The following is a 7,867-nucleotide window of genomic DNA, read 5'->3' as shown; positions in this document are numbered from 1 at the left end:
CGACCTTTCCCGAGTTTCGGGTCAGGCTCTGAGATACGTCGTTGGGGCCTTTGACGCGACCCGCGGATTCGATCTGTTGGCCGGCTTGAGACGGAAGCGCCCGCCGGCCCGAAGGCATTGGCGTTATATAAGAAGCGTCGTACGCTCTTCGCGAACCCCAAACGCACCCTGACCCAACTCCGTTGGGTCAATTCGCCGCCCCCGAGGCGGCGCTTTTATTTCGGGCACCAGGCGGCCGAGCCGCCCCCTCTGCGGAGCTGTGCCCGACCATGCCGCGCCTGTCGCCTATCGACCTTGGCTCTTCGAACCTCGCCGCGTTTTTGGACACCCTCGCGTATTCGGAGGGCACCAGCACGATCGCGGGCAGTGATGACGGCTACAACGTCATCGTCGGCGGCGAGCTGCTGAAATCTTACCTGGCGCATCCGCGCAAGCTCGTCTGGCTTCCCCGGTACCAGATTAAGTCGAGCGCCGCCGGCCGATACCAGTTCCTGGCCCGAACCTGGGATGATCTGGCGAAGCGGCTGCGCCTTCCCGACTTCACGCCGGAATCGCAGGACCTCGCCGCGGTGGAGCTGATCCGCGGCCGGCGCGCGCTCGACGTGATCAAAGGCGGGCGGATCGCGGAGGCGATCGACCGCTGCCGCAACATCTGGGCCAGCCTCCCCGGCGCCGGCTACGGCCAGCGCGAACACAAGCTCGAGGCGTTGCTCGGCGTCTATGTCCGCGCCGGGGGCGCCCTGTCCGACACCACCACCCTCTAGGAGCAGAAATGATCTCCCTGCGGCCCATGGCCATCTGGGCGGCGTTCGTGGCGCTGCTCGTCGTCTCCCTCATCGTCTCCGGTACGGCGGCCATCGCCGGCGACGGCACCACGGTGGATTTCTCGCCGACTGCGGCGCTTGTGCGCGAGTACCTGATGGTGGTGATCGATGTCCTGATCTCGGGCGTCGCCGGCCTGGTGCTGCGCTGGCTGCACCTGGCCGGCAACAGCAAGGCCGAGGATCTCGCCGTGCAGGCCCGCGACCACCTCCATGCCACGGCGCTCCGTGGTTTCGAGTGGGCCGAAGGGCAGATCAAGGACGACATCAGCAGTGTCGACGTGAAGAGCGAGATCATCGCCAGCGCCTTGACCTATGTGCAGTCCAACGCCCGCGGCGCGATCAAGCGGCTCGGGGCGTCTCCGGACGAGGTCCGGCTGCTGCTGGAGGGGCTGTTCCGACTGACCCGCGAGAAGCCGGGAGCCGCCTCGGCCGCGAGCCCGGCCGGCGGCCTCGTCCCGGCCGCGGCGTGATCACCGACCTGTTCAAGGGGCTGGCGGCGCTCATACGTGAGCTGCTGCCGGCCTTCCTGGCAACCCTGCTGGGGGCCGCCCGCGCGGAGCGCGACAAGGCCCAGAGCGACGCAGAGACCCTGGCGAAACAGAATGAAATCGCTTCCCGCCCTGATGTGCCTGATGGCGAGCTTGACGACTGGCTGCGGCAGCGGCGCTAGCGTCTGCCCGGCGTTCCCGCCGGCCGGCGCCGGCGTTGCGGACGAGTTCGCGGCGCCGCCGCCCAAGCCCGCCACCCGCGTCTGGTACCAGGATCTCAAGCGCCTCGACGCCCAGCTGCAGGCGTGCCGTGGCTGACGAGATCGACCGCGCGGCCGAGCTGGTCGAGCGCTTCCAATCGGAGGCGCTCGATCCGCACCGGGTCCGCCGCCGGCGCGAGGCGGCAGCCGAGGATACCGGGCCGCGCGATTGCGACGGCTGCGGGGAGCCGATTCCGACCGCACGCCGCAGGGCCGCACCCTGGGCGCGCCGCTGCGCCCCTTGCCAATCCTCGATCGAGCGCGGGGGGCGCTGATGGACGGCTTCTTCGACGCAGTGCGGCATCACTGGCTGTGGGTGATCGGGCTTCTGACGATCCTGGCCAACCTGGCGCTGCTGGTCCTGGCGCAGCGCTTCGCCCTCAAGACCGATGTCGGGGGATTGGCAAACCGTGTCGACCAGCTGGAGCGCGAAACTGTCCTCATCGGGGAGCGGATGAAGCACATGCCGACGAGCGACGACATGAAGGCGCTGCAGGCCGCCGTGGCGGTCCAGAACGCTTCGATCGAGAAGCTGAATGCCAAGTCCGAGGGGCACACCGGGGCGCTCAGCTCGATCTCGGACCAACTCGGGATGCTGACCAACCATCTGCTGGGTCGAGGTGACAAATGATCCCGCTTGCCGTGCGCCTGGCCGAGCATCGCCGCCTCGCCATCCTGCGCTGCCTCGCCGATCTGCCGGCCGAGGAGCGCGAACGCTTGCTCATTCTCGCGCTGCTGGCGCTGCTGCCGCAGGGCGCCGGGAACGTCTCGCTGCTGCGCGACCTGACCGCCGATGCCGGCGCGCCGATCCTGCGCGACAAGGTGCTGGCCCATGGCGCCTGGCTGGCCGATCACGGCCTGGCCGGCGCCGGCCGAGACCAGAGCGGCGTCGACACCCTGGCCGTCACTGAGCGCGGCGCCGAGGTGGCCGAGGGTCGGCGCGCCTGGCCCGGCGTGGCCCCCGTCGCCAATCTCGACTGGCTCTGCTCGCGCCTGGCCAGTCTCGCGATGGCCGCCAGCCGGCCCCAGGTCGAGGCCGACGTCTCGTTCCTGGTCGGCGCGGGCCTGCTCGACGCCAGCGCGACCGACACCATGCTGGTGCTGACCAGCCGCGGTGCCGATGTCGCCGCCGGCCGGGAGGTGGTGCCTGGCGTGCGCAAGCCGTCCTATGGCGCCGCCCTGCGGGCCGGGGCGCTGGCCGCGCGCTCGATCCTGGAGCGCTGACGATGGCGCACGCCCAGGAGATCAAGACGGCTGTCCGCGGCTCCTACATCTACGAGCGGATGTCGCTGGAGCAGGCATCGGCCAAGCACGATGTCGCGGTGGCCACCGTTCGGCGGTGGAAGAGCCTGGCCGCCGCCATGGGCGACGATTGGGACAAGGCGCGCGGCGCCGCCGCCCTGTCGACCTCCGGTGCGGGGATGATCGCCCAGATCGTGCTGGCCGACTTCCTGGTCCTGCACCAGGCGACCATGGAGCAGTTGAAGGACGCCGGCGACGTCGCGCCGCTGGAGAAGGCCGAGGCCATCAGCCGGCTCTCGGACGCCTTCCACAAGACGATGGCGGCCGTCGCCAAGGCCGCGCCGGATCTCGGCCGCTATGCCGTCGCGACCGAGCTGCTGCAGCTGCTGGCCGTGTTCGTCCGTGAGAAGTTCCCCCAGCACTCAGAGGCCCTGGCCGAGGTGCTGGAGCCGTTCGCCGGCCACGTGGCCGAGCGCTACGGGTGAGGCCATGGCGAAGCCCGCCTCGAAACAAGCGAAAAGCGCCGACTTCCTGGCGGCGATGGCGGCTTTGTCGGCCGAGATCCGCCAGGAGATCGAGAACAAGGTCCAGGGCTTCAGCCCGGACCCGGTGGCGCAGCGAGAGCGCAAGAAGCGGGCAGCGACCGACTTCGGCTATTTCTGCGCGACCTACTTCCCGCACTACGTCACCAGCGCCGCCAGCGGCTTCCACACCTGGCTCTATGAGCGGCTGCCGGGGCTGATCCACACCCCGGGGAAGTCGGCGGGCGCCCGCGAGGCCATCGCGGCGCCGCGCGGCAACGCTAAGACGACGCACGGCCAGATGTTCATCCTCTGGTGCATCGTCTACGGGTACAAGCGGTTCCCGGTGGTGATGTCGGACGCCAGCGACCAAGCCGCTGCCATCCTGGAAGGAATCAAGGTCGAGCTGGAGGTCAATCCGCGCCTGGCGCAGGACTTCCCCGATGCGGTCGGCCAGGGCCGGGTGTGGCAGGTCGGCGTCATCGTCACCCGCAACCAGGTCAAGGTGCAGGCGTACGGCAGCGGCAAGCGGCTGCGCGGCGTGCGCCACGGCGCCTATCGGCCGGATCTGTGCTGGCTGGACGATCTGGAGAACGACGAGAACGTCCGCTCGCCGGAGCAGCGCGACAAGCTCGAAGCCTGGATCGACAAGGCGGTCGAGCCGCTGGGGCCGCCGGACGGCTCCATGGACATCATCTATGTCGGCACCGTCCTGCACTATGACGCGGTGCTGAGCCGCAAGCTGCGGAACCCGCTGTGGCGCGCCACGGTGTTCCGCGCGATTGGCCGCTGGCCCGACCGGATGGACCTCTGGGAGCGGTGGGAGGAAGCCCTCCGCAACGAGGACGAGGCGGCGGCGGACGCCTTCTATGCCGAGAACCGGGAGCTGATGGACGCCGGCGCCGAGGTGCTGTGGCCGACCGTCCAGCCCTTCGTCAAGCTGATGAAGATTCGGGTCCGGATCAAGGTCGGCCCGTTCGATTGCGAGTATCAGAACGACCCGGTCAGCAGCGAGGATGCGCTGTTCGGCAAGGTGACGTTCTGGGTGAACCGCCTCGGCCACTGGATGATGTTCGGGGCTTGCGACCCGTCCCTGGGCAAGCAGAACCGGGGGCGCGACCCGTCCGCCCTCCTGGTCGGCGGCCTCAATCGCGAGACCGGCATCCTCGACGTGGTCGAGGCCCGGATCGCCCGGCGGCTGCCGGACAAGATCATTGAGGACGTGATCGCCCTGCAGCGCGAGCACCGGTGCCTGGTCTGGGGCGTCGAGGCCGTCCAGTTCCAGGAGTTCTTCCGCACCGAGCTGGTGCGCCGTTCGGCCGAGCGCGGTGTGCCCGTGCCAGCGGTGCCGATCATGACGAAATCGGACAAAGCCCTCAGGATCGAGAGCCTGCAGCCGCATGTCGCCAACGGCCTGATCCGCTTCCACCCGTCCCAGACCGTGCTGCTCGACCAGCTGCGGCACTTCCCCAAGGGCGATCACGATGACGGCCCCGACTGTCTCGAAATGCTCTGGGTCCTGGCGATCAAGCGCATGCGCATGACCGCCGGCATCCAGCGCGCCGGCCCGCGGCCGATGCCCTACGAGCAGATCCACAACGGGTTCCAGCAGCCATGACCGACACCTCCGCCACGGCGCCGGCCGTCACCCGCACCCGCGAGATCGCGACCGCGAAGCTGGACATCACCCTCCTGGGCTGGGGCGACACCCTCCGGCCGCAGGATGACATCCTGGCCCAGCGCAGCGTCGGCAAGGGGCTCAAGCTGTATGAGGACCTGGCGCGCGACCCGCGCGCCGGCGCCGTGCTGGACAAGCGCAAGCGGGCCGTGGTGGCTCGTGAATGGTCGGTGACGCCGGGCGGGCCGCGGCGGGCCGACAAGCAGGCGGCAAAGCTGGCGGAGCGCGTCCTGGACGGCGAATGGGGCTTGTCCTTCGACAAGCTGTGCCTCGACCTGCTGGACGCCCAGCTGAAGGGCTACGCGGTGTCCGAGGTGATCTGGGAGATGCGGGACGGCTTCGCCGTGCCGGTCGAGGCCAAGGCCCGTGACCCGCGCCGCTTCGTGTTCAATCGGGATTGGGAGCTGCGGCTTCTAACCCCGGAAAACCAGCTCGACGGGATTGCGCTGCCGCCGCGCAAGTTCCTGGTGCACCGGTTCGGCACCAGCTTCGATCCCTACGGCCTCGGTCTCGGGCACCGGCTGTTCTGGCCGATCTTCTTCAAGCGCAACTCGCTGCAGTTCTGGGCGAAGTTCTGCGAGCGGTTCGGCATGCCCTTCATCAAGGGCACCGCCGGCCCCGGCGAAGATCCCCGCGAGCTGCTCAAGGCCCTGATCGGCCTGGGTCAGGACGGCGCAATTGCGGTCCCCGAGGGGACCATGGTCGAGCTGCTGGACGCGGCCAAAGGCGCCGGCGTCAACACCTATGAGGGCTTCTGCCGCTATCTGGACGAGCAGATCTCGGAGGCCATTCTCGGCGAGACCCTCTCGACCAATGTCGGCCAGGCCGGCAGCCGGGCCGCCAGCCAGACCCACAACGAGGTCCGCGAGGATCTCTGCGACGGCGATTGCGACGAGCTGTCGGCCACGCTGAACGGCCAGCTGCTAACCTGGCTGGCCGAGGCCAACTTTCCGGACGCAGCGCCGCCAACCGTCTGGCGCCCCCGGCCGGAGAACCGCAAGGAGAATGCGGAAACCGACAAGGCCGAGACCGACGCACTATCGGCCGCGGTGGACTATGTCGAGAAAATGCGCCGGGCCGGCTATGAGCCCGAGGACGCGGGGGCCGAGTTCATCGACCAGGCCAGAGGGCGGTGGTTCTTCGTCGGCCGGCCGGAGCCACAGCCGCTGCCGGCGCCGGGGGGCACGCCACAGCCGGCAGCCTTCGCGACGCCGGCCGAGCGCGATCCGGCCCCCGATCCGGCTGACCACCTGGTCGATCAGGTCGAGGAGGCGGCCGGGCCGGCGCTGGACCAGATGATCGATGCGATCAAGACCGAGCTGGACGAGTCCATTCGTCTCCGCGAGACCCCGGTCCAGTTCGCCGCGCGCCTGGCGCGGATGGAGTCGACCATGCCGATCGACGGCCTGGCCGAGCTGCTGCGCGACAGCCTGGCGCTCTCGGCGCTGACCGGCATGGGCGACCAGCTCGATGGCCGGTGAAGCCGTCCCGGTCTCGGCGACGCCGGTCCACTTCACCGAAGCGATCGACTATTTCCGCAGCAAGGTGAACCTGCCGACCAACAGCTGGTCGGACCTGATGCATCAAGCGCACACCCGCGCGTTCACCGTTGCCGGTGCCACATCGGATGCGCTGCTGGCGGATTTCCGGCAGGCGCTAGACCGCGCGATCTCGGCCGGCGGCAGGCTGGAGACCTTCCGCGCGGACTTCGACCGCATCGTCGCACAGCACGGCTGGGCCTATCACGGCAGCCGGAACTGGCGCAGCCGGCTCATCTTCGAGATGAACACCCGGATGGCCTACAGCTCCGGCCGGTGGCAGCAGGCCCAGCGGCTGAAGGCGACCAGGCCCTATGCCCGCTATGTCGATGTCCACGATGCGCGCACCAGGCCGGAGCATTATGCCTGGCACGACATCATCCTGCCGATCGACCATCCCTGGTGGAAAACCCACTGGCCGCCGAACGGTTGGAATTGCCGGTGTCATGCCCAGACCCTGTCGGAGCGGGACCTCAAGCGGTTCGGCTTGAAGGTCACGCTCGAACCGCCCGCAATCGAGATGGAGCCGCGCGAGGTTCGCGCACCGGACGGCACCGCCGAGACGGTCTGGACGCCCAAGGGCATCGACACCGGCTTCGGATACAACCCCGGCGACTCCTGGCTGCGGGGTGTCACCCCGGCCGAGCTGCGGAAGCCGCTGCCGCCACCGGCGCCTCCGAACCCGTCGGCGCCAGGTGCGCCACCCTCGCAGCTAGATGCAGTGCCCGGCTCGACACCAATTCCGCAGCTGCCGCCTCTGCCCTCCACCCCGTTGCCGCCAGTGTCGAAGCTCCCGGCGGGTCTGGCGGAGGAAGACTATGTCCGCGCCTTCTTGCGGGAGTTTGGCGGCGACATTGGGCAACCCGTGCTGTGGCGCGATCCCAGCGGCACCCGAACGGTCATCACGGACGAGCTGTTCCGCAACTACGATGGGACCTTCAAGGTGGCAAAGAAGGGTCGGGAGAATTTGCTGCTCGCACTCGTTGCGGCCCTGAAGGACCCAGATGAGATCTGGCTGGGGTGGATCGACGCGGCTCTGTCTGGACAGCCCCCGCACTATGTCTTGCAGCGTCGCTATGTTAGGCGATTCGACATGGACGAGCGGAGCGGGAGGGTGGCAGTGTTCGAGTGGACATCTAAGGGTTGGTATGTCACTCGCCTGGCGCCGTCCGCCAGCTCTGCGGATTTCGATCAGGCACGCTACGGGGTTCTCTTGTATCGGCGTTGAAGGAAGATGACCGGCCATCCGCCCTCAATCATTCGTTGCATTCACACGGCACCATCGGAAGGCGACTGAAACATTGTTTAGTTTTCCA

General features: G+C 68.6%; 11 protein-coding genes. All 11 read left to right on the top strand.

All coding sequences use genetic code 11. From position 1 onward, the window contains the following. Positions 1 to 269 precede the first annotated feature (269 nt). From AAHM41_RS14160 to AAHM41_RS14110, 11 genes are read left to right on the top strand one after another with little or no spacing between them, the layout of a single operon-like run. Positions 270 to 764, top strand: a complete 495-nt coding sequence (locus AAHM41_RS14160) for a glycoside hydrolase family 24 protein (protein ID WP_342237195.1) — start codon at positions 270 to 272, stop codon at positions 762 to 764. Positions 765 to 772: 8 nt separating this feature from the next. Then, positions 773 to 1,294, top strand: coding sequence for a hypothetical protein (locus AAHM41_RS14155; RefSeq protein WP_342237194.1), 522 nt, complete (start codon positions 773 to 775; stop codon positions 1,292 to 1,294). Then, complete coding sequence (locus tag AAHM41_RS14150) at positions 1,291 to 1,494, top strand: hypothetical protein (protein ID WP_342237193.1); 204 nt, start codon at positions 1,291 to 1,293, stop codon at positions 1,492 to 1,494. Before AAHM41_RS14155 ends, AAHM41_RS14150 begins: the two co-directional genes overlap by 4 nt. Then, positions 1,457 to 1,630 carry a hypothetical protein gene (locus AAHM41_RS14145; protein ID WP_342237192.1) on the top strand — a complete coding sequence of 58 codons (174 nt, stop codon included), beginning with the start codon at positions 1,457 to 1,459 and terminating at the stop codon, positions 1,628 to 1,630. Before AAHM41_RS14150 ends, AAHM41_RS14145 begins: the two co-directional genes overlap by 38 nt. Further along, the gene (locus AAHM41_RS14140; protein WP_342237191.1) at positions 1,623 to 1,847 is read left to right on the top strand and encodes a TraR/DksA C4-type zinc finger protein; all 225 of its coding nucleotides are present in this window, start codon (positions 1,623 to 1,625) and stop codon (positions 1,845 to 1,847) included. The genes AAHM41_RS14145 and AAHM41_RS14140 overlap by 8 nt, the downstream gene beginning before the upstream one ends. After that, positions 1,847 to 2,203, top strand: a complete 357-nt coding sequence (locus AAHM41_RS14135; protein WP_342237190.1) for a DUF2730 family protein — start codon at positions 1,847 to 1,849, stop codon at positions 2,201 to 2,203. The genes AAHM41_RS14140 and AAHM41_RS14135 overlap by 1 nt, the downstream gene beginning before the upstream one ends. After that, positions 2,200 to 2,796, top strand: a complete 597-nt coding sequence (locus tag AAHM41_RS14130; protein ID WP_342237189.1) for a hypothetical protein — start codon at positions 2,200 to 2,202, stop codon at positions 2,794 to 2,796. Before AAHM41_RS14135 ends, AAHM41_RS14130 begins: the two co-directional genes overlap by 4 nt. A gap of 2 nt (positions 2,797 to 2,798) precedes the next feature. Continuing rightward, positions 2,799 to 3,299: a DUF1804 family protein gene (locus tag AAHM41_RS14125; RefSeq protein WP_342237188.1), complete on the top strand. Its 501-nt coding sequence runs from the start codon at positions 2,799 to 2,801 to the stop codon at positions 3,297 to 3,299. Positions 3,300 to 3,303: 4 nt separating this feature from the next. After that, complete coding sequence (gene terL / locus AAHM41_RS14120; RefSeq protein WP_342237187.1) at positions 3,304 to 4,953, top strand: phage terminase large subunit; 1,650 nt, start codon at positions 3,304 to 3,306, stop codon at positions 4,951 to 4,953. Further along, entirely contained in the window at positions 4,950 to 6,494 is a 1,545-nt protein-coding gene (locus AAHM41_RS14115; RefSeq protein ID WP_342237186.1) for a DUF935 domain-containing protein, read from the top strand. The genes terL and AAHM41_RS14115 overlap by 4 nt, the downstream gene beginning before the upstream one ends. Next, positions 6,484 to 7,779: a PBECR2 nuclease fold domain-containing protein gene (locus tag AAHM41_RS14110; protein WP_342237185.1), complete on the top strand. Its 1,296-nt coding sequence runs from the start codon at positions 6,484 to 6,486 to the stop codon at positions 7,777 to 7,779. Before AAHM41_RS14115 ends, AAHM41_RS14110 begins: the two co-directional genes overlap by 11 nt. The last annotated feature ends 88 nt before the right edge of the window (positions 7,780 to 7,867 follow it).

Source organism: Inquilinus sp. OTU3971 (assembly GCF_038440215.1).
The sequence above is the reverse complement of the archived record's forward strand: the minus strand, read 5'-3'. Positions and strand labels throughout refer to the sequence as shown.